The sequence below is a fragment of the Brevibacterium yomogidense genome (assembly GCF_016107685.1).
GTDB classification, from domain to species: domain Bacteria; phylum Actinomycetota; class Actinomycetes; order Actinomycetales; family Brevibacteriaceae; genus Brevibacterium; species Brevibacterium yomogidense.
In genome coordinates, this window is sequence record NZ_JABASY010000002.1 from 852,421 (window position 1) to 868,375 (window position 15,955).

The following is a 15,955-nucleotide window of genomic DNA, read 5'->3' on the forward strand; positions in this document are numbered from 1 at the left end:
CGCTGTACCCTGGCACTCATGGTACTCCGCTCACTCAGCATCGCTGCCGCCACCGTGGCTGCGGCTCTCACGGTCGCCGGCTGCTCGGCGCCCGAAACGGACGATTCGGACGCGACGCCGTCTCCCACAGCCTCGGACGCGGGATCCTCCGAACCCGGCACAGCCGACGGCGAGGGGACCGACGCGCCCGACGCCAGCGCCGAACCGTCCGGTCCGCAGGTGGAAGCCACCACCGGTGCGATCGTCGACGGCCTCCCGTCCGTCCTCGCGCCACTGCCGGACGCAGAGATCGTCTCCTCCTCCGTCCAACCCGCGGGCGACGGACAGCCCGTCGTCGCGAACCTCACGATGCGCACGACGGAATCGGTGGATGACGTCCTGGGCTTCTACGCGGACCACTTCGACGACGCGGACTTCTCCCCCGTGGGCGACCCACAGGCGGACAGTGGCATCACCACGCAGTCGTATCACGCCGACGACGCGGGTCAGCTCGTCTCTGTCGCCATCGCGGAGGACGCCGAGGACGACGACACCCTGCTCGTCACCATCGGCGGCCAGGTCCTTCCGTGACGGGTCCGAGCACTCGGAGCCCGCAGCCCGCAGCGCACGCCGCACACGGACCGCGCCTGACCCCGCACGCGGACGTCCGCGCACAGGTCGACGCGGGTCTCGCGGAGTTCCTCGACCGCACCACGACGACGCTTCGACGGATCTCCCCCGTCGCGGACAGGCTCCTCACACCGCTGCGCACGTTCACCGCCGGGGGGAAGCGTGTGCGGGCGGTCCTCCTCTGGTGGGGCTACGAATTGGCCGGTGGCGAGGACCGGCACGCCATCGCGGCTGCGGCCGGATCGGTCGAGCTGCTCCACGCGGCGGCGCTGGTCCATGACGACATCATCGACGAGTCGGAGACCCGCCGCGGTCGGCCATCGGTGCACGCACGCTTCCGGGATGCGCACGCCCGCACCCGGATGGCGGGGGACTCCGAGCTCTACGGGACCAGTGCGGGAATCATCGCAGGCGACCTCTGCCTGGCGCTCAGTGAGGAGCTGTTCGACTCCGCCGGCTTCGCGAACTCCCCCGCCGCACGCTCCGCCCACGCCGCGCTGCGCCGCGACGTCATGCTGGGACAGTTCCTCGACGTCGAGCTCCAGGCCGCGCACATCCCGCGAGAGGAGCTGAGGACTCGCGCGGACGAGGTCCTCACACACAAGACCGCGCAGTACACGGTGGTCCAGCCGCTCGTACTGGGCGCATCGCTGGCGGATGCGGACCCCGCTCTGCTCACGGCGCTCGCAGACTTCGGGCTGCCGTTGGGCAGGGCGTTCCAGATGCGCGACGACGTCCTGGGCGTGTACGGGGACCCGTCGGTCACGGGCAAGCCCGCCGGGGACGACCTGGCCCAGGGGAAGCGCACGATCCTCGTCGCCGAAGTGCTGGACCGCGCTCAACCGGACGAGGCGGAGTGGTTCGAGAGCAGACTGGGACATCCGGAAATCTCAGCGGACGACCTCGGCAGGATGACCGCGATCATGACCGCGTGCGGTGCGGCGCGGTCGTTCGAGGACCTCATCGAAGCTGAGACCGCGCGCGCCCTCGACGCTCTCGACGGCCTGTCCGACCGGGGCGTGTCCCCCGCCGACGTCGCGACGCTGCGGGCATTCGCCGACACCCTCACGCACCGCCGCTCCTGAAATAGCGCTCAGAGAGTCATCGTCCGCGTCAGAGGGCCATCGCCTGCGCACGTCTGCGCACCTCGGTCTTGTTGCCGTCCCGCAGGAGGTCGATCGGCCGACCGGGGAGGGACGGATCAGGGGTGAAGAGCCACACGATCGCGGCCTCGTCGTCGAAACCCGCGTCGTGCAGCGTGATGAGCGTTCCGCGCAGGTGCTTGAGGGGGCGCCAGTCCGCGCCCAGGAAGAGCTCCGGCACCTGGAAGATGTCACGGTCACCGCGTCTCACCCCGATGATGGAGCGGTCCTCCACGAACCTGCGGACCTTCGAGATGCCGAGGTCGGACCTCTCCGCGATATCGGGCAGCGGGAGCCATGCGTCTACGAGTTCGTCTGATCCAGTCACTCCCCCAGCGTAGCGACTCACCCGCAGGTCGCGCTCCACCGGACGACACACCCTCCGGGTGACGCCGGTTCTTCGGGACTCGTGGCTACGCTGGTCCTGTCTGCGTGATGCCGACTTCCCCAGACCACCAGACCACCTGCAGGACGGATGAGGACAGTGCCGACGGAGCATTCAGCGCCACCTTCGCGCGGTCGTCGCGGTCGTGCCCGCCACAGCGCCCCTTCTGATCCCCTCGCCGTGTCCGCCCTCCTGTCGTCACCCCCGCCGCAGCGAACGGAGCCCGACCACGTGCCGGCACCGGCGCTCCCCATCGAGGTGTCGGCGGGCCCGGGGTTCACATCCGGGACGGCGACGGAATCGGTGCCCGTCACGCATGGAGGCCGGACGTATCGCGTCCGCAGAGGCGACGATCTCGTGAGTGTCGCCGCACGATTCGGCGTCTCCGTGCCCGCCCTCGTCGATCTCAACGGACTCGCCCGACAGCCGCACCTGCGCCCCGGTCAGGTCGTCTCCCTCCCGGAACGGCAACTGACCGACGGGCCTGCGACGGAACGCGCGCGTGCCGGGGACACACTCGAATCGATCGCTGCGCGGCACCGCCTCCGGCCTGCGGATCTGCAGCGGGCCAACGCGATGGGTGATTCCCGCCTCATCGTCGAGGGCGAACTGCTCAACCTCACCGGCACTGGCGCGATGAGCGCGCGTCCCCGGATCGAGACACTCGAGCTTCCACCGCTGTCCGCTCCGTCCGACGGGTACCCGGAGGCCACCGTGCAGGCGGCGCGGATCAATCGCCGAAGCCTCCTCGCACGACGGACGCCCTCACGCGCCGCGGTCCGCACGCTCGTGGCACGGACAGCCGATGAGCACGGACTCGATCGCCATCTCGCGGCGGGCGTCGCACAGGTGGAGTCCGGCTTCCATCACGCCGTCGTGAGCCCGGGGAACGCGATCGGCGTCATGCAGGTGACACCCCACGCAGCCCACTGCGCGTCCCACGCGGTCGGCAGGCCACTCGACGTGCTGGATGCCGCCGACAACGTCGCTGCGGGAGTCGTCATCCTGTCCACACTCCTCGAGCGGGCCGAGGACGAAGCCGAGGCGCTCGCCGCCTACTACCAGGGCCTCACGTCCGTCCGCGCTCGCGGTCCGCACCGCGACGCACGCATGTTCGCGTCGAACGTGCAGATCATCGCCGACCGGACCCGCGCAGAGGAGAGCCGATGACCACACTCACCGATCCGCTGCTCGGTCAGATCCTCGATGACAGGTACAGGATCGACGACCCCGTCGCCCGAGGCGGCATGGCGATGGTATACAAGAGCACCGACCTGCGGCTGGACCGCGTTGTCGCCCTCAAGGTCATGCATCGTCACCTGCTCGACGACGAGGGTTTCGTCGAGCGGTTCCAGCGCGAGGCGCGGTCCGCGGCGCATCTCATCCACCCGAACGTCGTCGCGGTGCACGACACGGGTCGTGACGGCGATGCCGTCTACCTCGTCATGGAGTACCTCCCGAACGTCACGCTGCGGAAGGAGCTGCGTCACCGCGGCATGCTCACGCCCGGGCAGTCACTCATCGTGCTCGACGCGATCCTCGCCGGGCTGGAGGCCGTCCACGGGGCGGGGATGATCCACCGGGATCTCAAGCCGGACAACGTCCTCCTCGGCGCGGACGGTCAGATCAAGCTCGCTGATTTCGGTCTCGCGCGGGCCGTGAGCGCGGCGACGACGACGAAGACCCTCATGGGCACCGTCGGCTATGTCGCGCCGGAACTCGTGACGCGCACCGGCGCAGACGGCCGCACGGACCTCTACACCGTCGGCATCATGCTGTACGAGATGCTCACCGGCTTCCAGCCGTATACGGACGACGTTCCGATCCAGGTCGCCTACCGGCACGTCCACGACGACGTGCCGGCGCCGTCGGACGAGCGGCCCGGGCTCAGCCCGCAGCTCGACGCGCTCGTCCTCTGGGCGACGTCACGCGATCCAGAGGACCGTCCGCAGAGTGCGACTGCGCTGCGCGATGCGGTCACGGAGGCGCGGTCCACCCTCACGCCCGCAGAACTGGATCTGGGGATCGACGACGTGCCGGAGAACCCGGCCCTCGCCACGCGTCCCCTCCTCGTCCCCACTGCGACGATCTTCGAACCCGGGGCCTCGTCGGAACCGATCAGGGCGAACGCGGGCACAGACGAGATCCCTTTCCTCGCGGACGACGACCCGGCGACGGAGAGCACGTCGGGGTCCGCCTCGCCCGGTGCGTCCGCTCACCTCGCCGAGGACGGTGAACCCGGCGCAGAGTCGATGGCGGCCTCCTCCGTCGGCAGGACCGACCGGGGTGACAATCCGACCAGCAACGGCACGACCGACGAGGAGAGGGCTTCGGAGGACGAACCACCCGCGCGGGCCGCCGGGGCCTCGGCCACGGCAGGGAGTGCGCCCCGCGCAGAGCGGACCCGGAAGCGCCGGCGTGGGATCCTCCTCGCCCTCGCCGCAGTCCTCATCACCGCCGCCCTCACCGTCGGCGCCGCGATGGCGCTCACGGACAGGACCGCCACGGTCCCGGACTACACCGCCGGACAGGACCCTCAGGAATTCATCACCCTCTTGGAGGACGTCGGGCTGCGCGCAGAGACCGCAGACGGATACAGCGAGTCGATTCCCGAAGGCCGCATCCTCGACGTCGACCCGGGTGCGGGCGCTGAACTCGATCGCGGTTCGGTGGTCACCGTGACCGTGTCACAGGGCGAAGAGCTCTTCACGGTCCCGGACGTCACGGGATCCGCGGAAGCGGATGCGCGGACGACACTGGAATCCGCTGGCATGGTGCTTGGCAAGATCACGCGGGAGTTCTCCGACGACGTCCCGGAGGGCGACGTCGTGAGCCAGGGCGAGGGCGAGGAGCCCGTCGCGAAGGGCACACCGGTCGACCTCGTCGTCTCCAAGGGGGTCGAACCGGTCGAGGTGCCCATCGTCACCGGCCTCGACTACGACTCCGCGTTCGGCAAGCTCGCCCGGATGGGCTTCCGGATCTCTCGCGACGACGTGTTCGACGACGAGGTTCCTGCGGGCAAGGTCATCTCACAGTTCCCGCGAGGCGGTGAGTCCAAGCACGACGGCGACCTCATCATGCTGAAAGTGTCGAAGGGCAAGGAAGCTGCAGAGGACTCAGAGTCCGATTCCGACAGCGGCGATTCCGCCTCAGACGACGGCTGACGCGGTCTGCTCCGCGATCTCAGCGAGCACACGGCCCGTGGCACGGGCCTGTTCCTCGGAGATGTCGAGGTGGGTGACGAGACGGCATTCGCCCTCATTCATCGCGAGGATGCGCACCCCCCGATCGGACGCGAGGTGTGCGTAGGACTCCGCTGACACCCCTGCTCGGCCCGTGCGGAGGAGGACGATGTTCGTCTCGACCGTGTCCAGGTCGACGAACGACGGCACCGCAGCGGCGACGTCGCGGGCGATGAGCTCCGCGTTCGCGTGGTCGTCCCGGAGCCTCTCGATGTGGTGGTCCAGCGCGTAGTGGCCCGCCGCAGCGAGGATGCCGGCCTGTCGCATGCCGCCCCCGTATCGCTTGCGCAGGTATCGGGCTTCTTCGATCAGTGCGGACGGACCGGTCAGGACGCTGCCCACGGGGGCACCCAGTCCCTTCGACAGGCAGACGCTCATCGTGTCCACCGCGCTGCCCTGATCCGCGAACGAGGTTCCGCTCGCCACGACCGCATTGGCGACACGCGCACCGTCCATGTGCATGCGGATGCCACGGGCATCGGTGAGCTCGCGCAGGCGTCGCAGTTCGTCGATGTCCGCGATGCGACCGCCGGAGAAGTTGTGCGTGTTCTCCACCGCGATGAGTGCGGTGCCCACCTGGTTGTACCCACGGGGCTGCTCTGCCAGCGCGATCGCGTCGTCCGCAGACAGGGTGCCGTCGGGCGATATCCACGTCCGACTCGTGACCCCCGCGATCGCCCCGTGCCCGCCCACCTCGGAGCGGAGGATGTGAGCACGCGACTCCGCGAGGAGCTCCTGACCGCGCCCCACGGAGGCCGCGACCCCCACCATGTTCGTGAGCGAGCCGGACGGGCAGAAGAGCCCGGCCTCGTGATCGAACAGCTCTGCGATCCGCCGCTCGAGTGCATTGACGGTCGGGTCCTCCCCGTAGACGTCATCGCCCACGTCCGCCTCGGCCATCGCCTTCCGCATGCCCGGGGTGGGACGCGTGAGCGTGTCGGAGCGCAGGTCGACGGGGGACTCGAACGACACCGTCACGCCTTGGACGCCTGTGTGAGGAGCTCCGCGACCTGGAACGCCATCTCCAGCGACTGGTCGTGGTTGAGACGAGGATCGACGAGCGTCTCGTAGCGGCGGCGCAGACCCTCTTCGTCGATCTCCGCACCTCCTCCGAGGACCTCCGTCACGTCGTCGCCCGTGAGCTCGATGTGGAGTCCGCCGGGGACCGTGCCCGCTTCCGCATGCGCGTCGAAGAAGCCTGCGACCTCCTCGAGGACGTCCTCGAAACGACGCGTCTTGAAACCGTTCCCGGCCGTGATGGTGTTGCCGTGCATCGGGTCGCACACCCACGTCACCTGCGGCAGTTCCTCCCCGACCTCCGCAAGCAGAGCCGGCAGGGTCTCCCGGATCCGCCCGGCTCCCATCCGGGTGATGAAGCTCAGCCGGCCGGGGGTGCGTGCGGGATCCAGCTTGTCCACGAGCCGGAGCACGTCGTCCTTCGTCGTCGTCGGACCCAGCTTCACACCGATCGGGTTGTGGACGCGGGAGAGGAAGTCGACGTGAGCACCGTCGATGTCCCGCGTGCGCTCACCGATCCACAGGAAGTGTCCCGACACCGCGTACGGATTGCCGGTGCGCGAGTCGATGCGCGTGAGCGCCCTCTCGTACTCGAGCAGGAGGGCTTCGTGCGCGGAGAAGAACTCGACGGAGTTGAGAGCGTCGAAGTCCGCCCCGCACGCGGCCATGAACTTCAGCGCCCGGTCGATCTCCCGAGCGATCTGCTCGTAGCGGTGGTAGTTGGGGTTCGACCCGAGGAAACCACGGTTCCAGTCGTGGACACGACGCAGGTCCGCGAACCCGCCCTGCGTGAACGCGCGGATGAGGTTGAGAGTCGACGCCGACACGTGGTACGCCTGCAGCAACCGGTTCGGGTCATGCCTGCGCGCTTCCGGTGTGAACTCGTGGCCGTTGACGATGTCACCGCGGTATGACGGCAGTGTGACGTCTTCCCGCGTCTCCACGTCGGAGGACCGCGGCTTCGCGAATTGACCGGCCATGCGCCCCATCTTCACGACGGGCACGGAACCCGCGTAGGTGAGGACGGCCGCCATCTGGAGCACTGTCTGGATGCGGCGGCGGATCTTGTCCGCTTCTGCGTCCGCGAACGTCTCCGCGCAGTCGCCTCCCGTGAGGATGAAAGCCCGTCCAGCCGACGCTTCGGCGATCCGGCTGGCGAGCAGGTCTGCTTCGCCGGCGAAGATCAGCGGTGGCACCGTCTGCAGTTCGCCGCGAACGGCCTCCAGCTCCGCGGGGTCCGTGTAGGTGGGCTGCTGTTGAGGCTCGAGCTCGCGCCATTCCTCGAGCCCCGCAAGGGTTTCGGGAGTCGCCTGGAGGGAACCCACCGCTTCGAAGAAGCGCGGGTCAGCGTGGAAGCTCATCGATCGAGCCTTTCTCTGGTGTGTCGTGTGGGAGGGCGCGGACGACCGCTCAGCGGCTGTCCTCGTCGCCTTCGGCGGCGTCGTCCGCAGAGGGACCGTCGTCGGTCGTGTCGTCGCCGCCCGTCGTGTCATCCTGTTCGGTGCCCTGTGCTTCGGAGACACTGCTCTGCGTGTCGGAGGGCTCCTCCGAGGTGCCGTCCTCGTCCTCCGAGGAGGCGGGGTCAGCTCCCTCGTCGGCACCGAAATCCTCTGCGGACACGTGATCGAGGAACTCCCGGAACTGTGCCACGGCCTCTTCGTCGGGTTCGGGTGCATCGATCCCGTCCGCGTCGAGGACGGACTCCGCCACGTAGACGGGTGCGTCGGCGGTGAGTGCCAGGAGGACCGCGTCGGACGGGCGGGCGGAGATCCGCTTCCCGTCGGAGGTGTCGATGCGCGCGTAGAACGTGTGCTCTTCGCGACCTGTCACCGTGACCCGTTCGATCCGAGCACCGTAGTGGTCCAGGACGTCGATGAGCAGCTGGTGGGTGAGGGGTCGTGCGGTGACGAGTCCCTTCTGCGTCATCTGGATGAGTGCCGATTCGTTCGAACCGATCCAGATGGGCAGGTATCGGGGTCTGTCGACCGCTTTGAGGACGAGGATCGGCTGATTCGCGGGTAGCTCGATCCGGATTCCGACGACTTCGACTTCGAGATCCGCCATCGGGTCCGCGCTCAGCTCGTCCGCGGACGCTGCTGGAAGATCATCCGGAACTTGCCGATCTGCACATCGGCACCGTTCTGCAGCTCGATCGAGTCGATGAGCTGCCGCCCCACATACGTCCCGTTGAGTGATCCGGTGTCCCGCAGTGTGAAGCCCGACGGTGTGCGCACGAACTCCGCATGCTTGCGCGACACGGTCACATCGTCGAGGAAGATGTCCGCGTTGGGGCTGCGCCCCACCGTGACGACATCGGTGTCCAGGAGGATCTGCGCGCCGGCGTCTGGTCCGGATACGACGACCAGCAGTGCGTCGGTCTCGTCGAGGTTCTGCAGGTCGGGGACCGGGTGGATCTCACCGGTGTGCGGATCCAGGATCCCGGAGAACTGCTGGCTGCTCTGGTTCCCCTGGCTTCCCTGGGGCTGCCCGGCGGGAGCGGCGTTCGGATCACTCCACTGCTGCGGGGGGCCGCCCTGTGTCTGGCCCTGCGAACCGAACTGCGGCTGAGCGCCCTGGCCGGGGCCCTGGTGCTGCGGTCCCGAGCCGAAGGGAGCAGCGGGCTGGTCCCACTGACCGGGCTGGCCGGAGGGTGGTTGCTGCCCGTACTGCTGCGGCGGCACCTGTCCCTGTTGCTGGGCCCACTGCTGGTCGAGCTGCTCCTGGCTCCATGCCTGCGGCTGGGAGCCCTGGGGAGCCTGCCCCTGGGGGGCACTGCCATAGGGGGCGTCACCGTAGGCCGACTGTCCGTACTGCGGTTGCGCTGCGCCCTGCTGAGGCCACTCCTGGTGAGTCTGTGGGGGCTGCCCCCACTGCTGCTGGGGCTGCGAGCCCTGTGCGGGGTCCTGTGGCGGCTGGGGAGCTTCGGGCTCACCCTGCTGCTGGCCGCCGAACGGGAAGACGTGCGGCGTCGCCGAGGTCGATTCCTGATCCGTCCACGGCTGCTGACCGTTGGGGAACCCACCGTTCTGCTGGGACATCAGGCTCCTTCGCTTTCGACTGCCGCACGGTAGGCGGCGCTGTCCATGAGTGCGTCGACCTCCGCCGGGTCGGACAGGCGGACATCGTAGATCCAGCCTTCAGAGTACGGGTCGGAGTTGATCGTCTCCGGAGAGTCCTCCAGTGCTTCATTCACCGTGATGACTTCGCCGGACACCGGAGCGACGAGATCCGACACGCTCTTCGTGCTCTCCACCTCACCGCTCGATTCACCCGCGGTGACGGTGTCCCCCGGTTCAGGCATGTCCACGAAGACGACGTCGCCCAGTGAGTCCTGCGCGAAATCGGTGATCCCCACGCGGACCACCGAATCGTCGTCGGTCCGGGCAACCCACTCGTGCTCTGCGGAATAGCGCAGGCCTTCGGGAAAGGTGAGATCAGCCATGTCAACTCCTCCTCGTCAGGACTATCCCCACCAGCATAGCCGCATCGGTGGCGCAGATCGCATCTGGACCGTTTTCGACTCCGATCTGGCGGCATTCCCCGATTCTCCCCGGAGCAGTGACCTCTGCGCCACCGGCCCTGCCACCGATTTGCTCCCGGGTGAAGCGGTCGGATATGGTCGTCCACGGTCCTTCGCGGACCGGGACGGGCTATGGCGCAGCTTGGTAGCGCGCCTGACTGGGGGTCAGGAGGTCGTGGGTTCGAATCCCGCTAGCCCGACCAGCGAAGATGCCGGAACATCGAGTCGATGTTCCGGCATTCTTGTGTCTCCGCCCGCGTTCGGACCGCGCGTCACTCGGTCTCCGCACCGTGCAGGCAGATGGTCACACCTCCTGCGGTGAGCACCGTTGCGAGGTGCGTGGCCGACCGGTGCTCCGCGATCGCCCAGCTGCGGCCTGCCGCACCTGACGCCGTCCTGGTTCTGAGAACGCCCCCTCCAGCATCTGTGACATCGAGGGAGAACACCGCATCGAGGCTGGTCTCCCCGGTCTTCACGATCGCTTCCTTGCGCAGCCACAGACGGAGGAGTGCCGTGCCCGGCCGCCGTGACGACTCGACCAGCCGCTTCTCCCGCTCCGTCAGGGCGAGGTCGACGAGCGCCGCATCGACATCGTCCGCTCGGGGCTCCAGGTCGATCCCGCAGAGCGCATGCGCTGCAACGGCGGCCACCGCGCCCGCTGCGTGCGACCAGCTCACGTGGACCTCGTCGTGGCCCATGACCACGGGCTTTCCGTGAGGGCCTCCACAGGAGCTGCAGCGCTGGATTACGGTGAGATCCTCGGGACGCCCTCCCACGAGCTCCGCGGCGCACATCCTCACGAGCACGTGCGCCGCGACGAAGTCGTCACGGTGGGCGTCGTACCGGAAGGCTGCGGCCCGGTCCCGCTCTACCGCACTGAGGAGCTGCCGAGGGTCCGGCACCTCCTGCAGCACCTCACGGGTCGGGCGCACCGCGACGATCGCGCGGCGGTCCGCACCACTGGGCCCCGGAGCACCGCGCGTCACCGGGAGTCCAGGCGGCTGAAGGCACCTCCGCGCGCACGCAGGTCGCCCGCTCGCCCCCGCTCGACGAGTCTGCCGGCGTCTATGACGGCGACGAAGGCACCATCGGGCACTCGGTCGACCCGGTGGGTGATCTCGAGCGTCGTGCGACCGGGCCGCTGGTCGAGGAGGGCGCCCCGCACATCGTCGGCGGTCTGCTCGTCCAACTGGCTCAGTGCCTCATCGAGCACGAGGACGTCGGGTTCCGCCAGGAGCGCGCGTGCGAGCGCGAGGCGCTGCAGCTGTCCGCCCGACACCTGTGTGCGACCGGAGGTGAGCACGGTGTCGAGACCCTCGGGCAGGGACGTTGCCCAGGCGTCGAGTCCGACGACGCGCAGGGCGTCGTCGACCTCGGCGTCCGTCGCGTCCGGGTTCGCGAGCCTCAGGTTCGCTCCGACCGTGTCGACGAGCAGGGTCGGCCTCTGGTCGACGAGTGCGACACGGGACCGCAGCGCGTCGAGAGGCAAGGCTGCGACCGGGGTCCCCCCGCAGACCACGAGCCCGTCATCCGGGTCCCATGCGCGGAGGAGCAGAGAGGCCAGAGACGATTTGCCGCTGCCTGACACTCCGACCACGCAGGACCATTCTCCGGCGGGGAAGGTGACGCTCACGCCTGTGAGTGCCCTGCGCGGTCGCGCGGCTCCCGCATCCGCTGCCGTGTCCGTTCCGGGGTAGGTGAACGACACCTCCCGGAAGGCCACCTCGACACCTCCTCGCGGTGCCTCGCCATTCGTCCATGACTGCTCGTCCTGTTCCGATGCCTCGGACGGACCCGGCACGTCGTCCGCCGTCACGGTCGTCATCGATCCCACGTCGCTGTCCGGGTCCGTGACCACAGGGGGCGCCTCCACGATCGCGCGGAGCCGCTGGGCGGACGCGAGGGCCGCGTCGAGGCCCGCAGTGAACGAATCGACCCCGCGTGCGGGCCCTCGCAGCCCGATCGCGACTGCGAGCGCGAGGACGACGGCGTGGACCCCCGCCCCGGTATGGAGGCCGAAGACGACCACCGCGATGAGCGAGCAGGCCTGGACGAGGTCGATCGCGCCCAGCCGTGCCCCCTGCACCGCTCCCGAGGCGGACCGCGCCTCCGTGAGCGTCGCACCGTCTGCGTCCAGGTCCGCGAGCCGACGCTCCTGGGCTCCCAGCATGAGCACGTCGCGGGTGCCGTGGACGTCGTCGCCGATCCGTGCCGCGACTGTGCCCCGCCTTTCGGCCACTCTTCGGGCCGCGTTCCAGACCGTGCGTGCGGAGACGAGCGGCAGGAGGAGGACCGCGCACACGAAGGGAGCGAGCAGCAGCGCGAGCCCGGCGTCCACGGCGACGCCCAGCCATACCAGTGCGACAGCGGGTGTCGCGACGGCAGAGACGGCCGGAGGGAACGTGTGCGCGAAGAACACCTCGATCCGGTCGATGTCCCGTGTGGCGGTCTCCGTGAGCGCTGCGCCGGCTCTGCCCTTCGTCGCGGCGGGCGCCTGCGGGACGAGGGATGAGAAGAACAGTTCCCTCAGACGCTGCAGGGCCGTGAAGGCCACCCAGTGCCCCGCGTAGTGCTCCGCATAGCGCAGCGCCGCCTTCGCGAGCGCGATGACGACGAGGGTGGCGGACAGCTGCCCGACGTGGACTCCGTCCGCTCCTCCCGCGGCGCTCGCGAGAGCTCCGGCGGTGAGCACGAGCAGAGCCACCCCCAGCAGCTGGGAGACGATCCTCGCAGCGGCTGCCGACAGGAGGGGTGTCAGCAGCCCCCGGGCACTGCCCAGCAGCCACCGGGTCGTGTCTCTCCTGCGTTCGGTCGCTGCCGTATGCGGTGTGCTCACACGCCACTCCCCTGTCGTGTCCGCGCGTCCTCGGGTGCGCCGGGGTCGAGCCGCACGATCCTGTCCGCGGCAAGGATCGCCCCGGGCCGGTGCGCGATCATGAGGACAGTCCGGTCCTCTGCGAGCGACGCGAGGGCCGCGAGGATCTGGGCCTCTGCGGCGAGGTCCACCTGAGAGGTCGGTTCGTCGAGGACGAGGATCTGTGCGTCCGTGAGCCATGCCCGGGCGATCGCCACACGCTGCGCCTGTCCCCCGGACAGCAGTGCACCCTGCTCCCCCACGTCCGTCTCGAGACCGTGCGGCATCGATGCGACGTCGTCCGCGAGTCCTGCCCGCTCGAGTGCCTTCCACAGTTCCTCGACACTCGCGTGCGGCGCCGCCATCCGCAGGTTGTCCGCGATCGAGCCCAGGAACAAGAACGTCCGCTGTTCGACGGCGGCGATCCGCGCCCGCACGCCTGCGGGGTCGAGCGCGGGGTCGACGCCTGCGACCCGCACGACTCCCGAGCGTGCCGTGAGATGGCCCTGGATGAGCGCGGCAGCGGTCGATTTCCCTGCACCGCTGGGACCGACGAGGGCGACCCGCTCTCCGCGTGTCACCCGCAGCGAGAAGCGGTCGAGGACGGCGGGGCCGCCCGGCCAGCCGGCCGTCGCGCCGTCGAGCACGATCGCCTCCGCGTGCGCCCCGGCCGCCTCTGCTCCCAGCCCCGTCCTCGATCGGGAGTCTTCCGACACGGGGGTGTCTTCCGTCGACCGTGTGCTTCCCTCCGATCCGGACGCTCCCGTCGGCTGGGACGCTCCCGTGAGTTGGGAGGCTTCCGCGGAGGCCGCACCGTCCCCGTCGCGGAGGATCGAGCTGATCTGTGCCTGGCTCGCCCGGCCGGCGATGCCGATGTAGAAGAACTGGCCCACGACGTCGACGGGTCCGATCACCAGTGTGGACATCAGCAGGATCGTGATGCCGCCACCCAGTGACAGGTCCCCACTCGTCACACGCACGGTCGCGAGCACAGCGGCGGCGACCACCACCCCCAGGGAGAACGCCGCGTCGACGACGAGGATGAGCAGCTGATTCACCGCGAGCATCCGCATGAGCGTGCGACGGTGCTCCTCGCCGCGGGCAGCGAGGACTGCTGCCCGTCGATGGGCGGCACGCGCATAGACGAGCGTCTCGAGCGCTTGGATCGCGTCGAGGAAAGCGCTCGTGAGCGCGGCCTGGGACCTGCGGTACGCTCCGCCCACCGGACGCACCAGCCGCTGGAACCCGCCGATGAGGACGGGTACCAGGAGGACGAGAGCACACAGGACGCCCGCAGTCAGCGGATCGACGGCGAGGGCCATGACGACGAGCACGAGGAGGGGTGTGGTGAGCGACGCGGTGATGGGGCCGAGGAACGAGGCGCGGTACTGCGCGGCCTTCTCCACGGACGTGGTCGCCGTGGCCATGAGCCTGCCGACCTGGGCGGATGCCCGAACGGACCCGCCGCGGAAGACCGCGGACACGACGGCGTTCCGCAGCCGGGTCTCCGTCTGCGAAGCCGCCCACTCGCTGAACCACGTGCCGATGCCCGCGCAGAGAGCCGCCACGCACGCCAGCGCCGAGGCCGCAGCGATCCATGCTGGACCGCCGGCGGCGGAAGAGGTGCTGCCGACGGAGTGGACGACGGCACCGTCGAGCGCGAGTCGGTCGATCGCGTCTCCCAGCAGGACGAAGAGGAGAGCCGTCGCTGCCGCCGCGAGCCAGCCCAGCACCACGGAGACCACGAGCACCCGCCGCGGCGTAGCCGCACGCACCCGGGGGTCCGGAGGTCCGGACGGCGGGCCAGGACGGCGGGAGGGTGGCCCGCCCGGTCGCGCGCTCACGTCCACACCCCCGACGTGCCTCTCCTGTGGGATCCGATCAGATGTGTGTCGACGATGCCCAGCGCTTCCATGAGGGCGAACATCGTCGTGGGGCCGACGAACCGGAACCCGTGGGCACGCAGCGTGCGGGCGAGCGCACGGGATTCCTCCGACTGCGTGGGGATCTCCGCGGCTGCGCGCGGCTGCGGGGTCTCGTCGGGGCGGAAGGACCACACCAGGTCTGCGAGGCCGCCGTCGTCCCTCAGGGCGAGCGTCGCCTGCGCGTTCGTGATGGTCGCGAGGATCTTCGCGCGGTTGCGCACGATGCGGGCATCGTGCAGGAGGCGTTCGACGTCTTCGTCGCGGAAGCGTGCGACGGTCTCCGGGTCGAAGTGCGCGAAGGCGTCGCGGAAGGCGGGCCGCTTCCTCAGGATCGTCGCCCAGGACAGCCCGGACTGGAACGCTTCGAGGCTGAGACGCTCGAAGACCCCTTGCTCGTCACGGACGGGCATGCCCCATTCCGTGTCGTAGTAGTCGCGCAGCAGCGGGTCATGGGCCGCCCAGGCAGGACGCGCGAGGCCGTCGTCACCCGTCACCGTTCCGTCCGTCATCGCTCACCATCCCTCATCGCCTGCCCGCACTCATGGCCCGTCATCCGTCGAGTCCCGTCTCACGCAGAGTGATGTTGATGCGCCCTGCCTCCAGTCCGCAGCCGGGAGGTGCGGTCCCCGGGTGCATCCGGGTGACCGCGTGGTAGGCCAGCCGCGAGGGGCCGCCGAACACGAACAGGTCGCCGGATTCGAGGACGAGGTCCTCGTAGGGCTTGTTCCGCGTCTCCGTGTTGCCGAACCGGAAGGTGCAGGAATCGCCGATCGACAGGGAGACGACCGGTGCGCGGGACACTTCGTCCCTGTCCTGGTGCATCCCCATCCGCGCCGCCTCATCATAGAAGTTCACAAGAGCCGTGTCCGGCGTGTAGTCACCCTCGAGACGCAGGGTCTCGGACCACTCCCCCGGGTCGTCCCCGTATGCGGCGGCGATGGCGCTGCGGCCCAGACGGACCATCCAGTCGGGGACGTCCAGGACCTCGCGGCCATTCACGTCGACCGCTTCACGCGTGTATGCGTAAGGGCGCCAGTGCCAGCCCAGGCAGACCGTCTTCACGCTCATCTCGTGACCGCGGACCTTCGCGGCACGCGGTGGGACCGGGCCCTCCGCCCACTCGCGGAACCGTGCGACCAGCCACGCCTGCTGAGTCGGATCGAGGAAGCCGGGCACCCAGACAGCGCCGGGGGCCACCTCCCTGCGGGGTCTCTCCAGCAGGTCGTCTCCGAACAGCGCGTCCATCGCACCTCCGCTTCCG

At 69.5% G+C, this 15,955-nt stretch carries 15 protein-coding genes and 1 tRNA gene; 5 read left to right on the forward strand and 11 right to left on the reverse strand.

Annotated features, from left to right (window positions below; all coding sequences use genetic code 11):
• Positions 1–18: 18 nt before the first annotated feature.
• Together JFC09_RS08185 and JFC09_RS08190 are read left to right on the forward strand one after the other, a co-directional pair.
• On the forward strand, positions 19–570 hold the full coding sequence (locus JFC09_RS08185) for a hypothetical protein (protein WP_198393466.1): 552 nt from the start codon (positions 19–21) through the stop codon (positions 568–570).
• Positions 567–1,694 (forward strand): polyprenyl synthetase family protein, encoded by a 1,128-nt coding sequence (locus JFC09_RS08190; RefSeq protein WP_198393467.1) that lies wholly within the window; start codon positions 567–569, stop codon positions 1,692–1,694. Before JFC09_RS08185 ends, JFC09_RS08190 begins: the two co-directional genes overlap by 4 nt.
• A 28-nt stretch (positions 1,695–1,722) precedes the next feature.
• Here JFC09_RS08190 and JFC09_RS08195 read toward each other — a convergent pair whose 3' ends face one another.
• The gene (locus tag JFC09_RS08195) at positions 1,723–2,079 is read right to left on the reverse strand and encodes an Rv2175c family DNA-binding protein (RefSeq protein ID WP_198393468.1); all 357 of its coding nucleotides are present in this window, start codon (positions 2,077–2,079) and stop codon (positions 1,723–1,725) included.
• Positions 2,080–2,226: 147 nt separating this feature from the next.
• Here JFC09_RS08195 and JFC09_RS08200 point away from each other — a divergent pair, with 147 nt between their 5' ends.
• Positions 2,227–3,306 (forward strand): LysM peptidoglycan-binding domain-containing protein, encoded by a 1,080-nt coding sequence (locus JFC09_RS08200; protein ID WP_198393469.1) that lies wholly within the window; start codon positions 2,227–2,229, stop codon positions 3,304–3,306.
• The gene (locus JFC09_RS08205; RefSeq protein ID WP_198393470.1) at positions 3,303–5,300 is read left to right on the forward strand and encodes a protein kinase domain-containing protein; all 1,998 of its coding nucleotides are present in this window, start codon (positions 3,303–3,305) and stop codon (positions 5,298–5,300) included. The genes JFC09_RS08200 and JFC09_RS08205 overlap by 4 nt, the downstream gene beginning before the upstream one ends.
• Here JFC09_RS08205 and JFC09_RS08210 read toward each other — a convergent pair.
• From JFC09_RS08210 to gcvH, 5 genes are read right to left on the reverse strand one after another with little or no spacing between them, the layout of a single operon-like run.
• Positions 5,286–6,350, reverse strand: coding sequence for a threonine aldolase family protein (locus JFC09_RS08210; RefSeq protein ID WP_332839701.1), 1,065 nt, complete (start codon positions 6,348–6,350; stop codon positions 5,286–5,288). The genes JFC09_RS08205 and JFC09_RS08210 overlap by 15 nt on opposite strands.
• A 2-nt stretch (positions 6,351–6,352) precedes the next feature.
• Entirely contained in the window at positions 6,353–7,756 is a 1,404-nt protein-coding gene (locus JFC09_RS08215; protein WP_198393471.1) for a class II 3-deoxy-7-phosphoheptulonate synthase, read from the reverse strand.
• Positions 7,757–7,805: 49 nt separating this feature from the next.
• Positions 7,806–8,459, reverse strand: coding sequence for a bifunctional nuclease family protein (locus JFC09_RS08220; protein WP_198393472.1), 654 nt, complete (start codon positions 8,457–8,459; stop codon positions 7,806–7,808).
• Positions 8,460–8,470: 11 nt separating this feature from the next.
• On the reverse strand, positions 8,471–9,433 hold the full coding sequence (locus tag JFC09_RS17070; RefSeq protein ID WP_198393473.1) for an FHA domain-containing protein: 963 nt from the start codon (positions 9,431–9,433) through the stop codon (positions 8,471–8,473).
• Positions 9,433–9,837, reverse strand: a complete 405-nt coding sequence (gcvH, locus tag JFC09_RS08230; RefSeq protein ID WP_198393474.1) for a glycine cleavage system protein GcvH — start codon at positions 9,835–9,837, stop codon at positions 9,433–9,435. Before gcvH ends, JFC09_RS17070 begins: the two co-directional genes overlap by 1 nt.
• A gap of 204 nt (positions 9,838–10,041) precedes the next feature.
• Here gcvH and JFC09_RS08235 point away from each other — a divergent pair.
• A tRNA-Pro gene (locus JFC09_RS08235) sits at positions 10,042–10,118 on the forward strand.
• A gap of 69 nt (positions 10,119–10,187) precedes the next feature.
• Here JFC09_RS08235 and JFC09_RS16885 read toward each other — a convergent pair.
• The 5 genes from JFC09_RS16885 to JFC09_RS08260 all read right to left on the reverse strand — a co-directional run bounded on the left by JFC09_RS16885 (position 10,188) and on the right by JFC09_RS08260 (position 15,939).
• The gene (locus JFC09_RS16885; RefSeq protein WP_198393475.1) at positions 10,188–10,901 is read right to left on the reverse strand and encodes a 4'-phosphopantetheinyl transferase family protein; all 714 of its coding nucleotides are present in this window, start codon (positions 10,899–10,901) and stop codon (positions 10,188–10,190) included.
• Positions 10,898–12,751 (reverse strand): amino acid ABC transporter ATP-binding/permease protein, encoded by a 1,854-nt coding sequence (locus tag JFC09_RS08245; RefSeq protein WP_198393476.1) that lies wholly within the window; start codon positions 12,749–12,751, stop codon positions 10,898–10,900. The genes JFC09_RS16885 and JFC09_RS08245 overlap by 4 nt, the downstream gene beginning before the upstream one ends.
• Entirely contained in the window at positions 12,748–14,520 is a 1,773-nt protein-coding gene (locus JFC09_RS08250) for an ATP-binding cassette domain-containing protein (protein WP_198393477.1), read from the reverse strand. Before JFC09_RS08250 ends, JFC09_RS08245 begins: the two co-directional genes overlap by 4 nt.
• Before the next feature lie 89 nt (positions 14,521–14,609).
• The gene (locus tag JFC09_RS08255; RefSeq protein ID WP_198393478.1) at positions 14,610–15,203 is read right to left on the reverse strand and encodes a DNA-3-methyladenine glycosylase I; all 594 of its coding nucleotides are present in this window, start codon (positions 15,201–15,203) and stop codon (positions 14,610–14,612) included.
• Positions 15,204–15,243: 40 nt separating this feature from the next.
• Positions 15,244–15,939, reverse strand: coding sequence for an alpha-ketoglutarate-dependent dioxygenase AlkB family protein (locus tag JFC09_RS08260; RefSeq protein WP_198393479.1), 696 nt, complete (start codon positions 15,937–15,939; stop codon positions 15,244–15,246).
• Positions 15,940–15,955: the final 16 nt, after the last annotated feature.